The sequence below is a fragment of the Bradyrhizobium sp. Kon10 genome (genome assembly GCF_055807395.1).
In genome coordinates, this window is the sequence record NZ_JBVVOZ010000200.1 from 1 (window position 1) to 279 (window position 279).

Here is a 279-nt window from a genome sequence, read left to right on the forward strand (position 1 = left end):
GCTGACGCAGTGCGGCGGCGGCCTGGCGCTGGGCCTTCTTGTCGGTCTTGTCCGGGTTGACCGGCGTGTTGCTGACCGGCGCATTGCGTCAGCAGTTGGCGCAGCACAAGCGCGAAGCCGACAAGCTGGAGGCCGAGCTGGGCAAGGTGCATGAGCGCCTGGCCAAGATCGAAACCATCATGGGCGACAGCGCCGTGTATGAGGCGGCGCGCAAGGATGAACTGCGCGACTTGCTGGCCGAGCAGGCCAAGCTCAAGGTGCGTGAAGGGCAACTGGAGG

General features: G+C 65.9%; 1 protein-coding gene. It reads left to right on the forward strand.

Going from position 1 to position 279, the window contains the following annotated elements:
• Positions 1-38: 38 nt before the first annotated feature.
• The coding region (locus AC0L2O_RS36710) for a hypothetical protein (protein WP_473373192.1) at positions 39-279 on the forward strand (241 nt) is incomplete at its 3' end.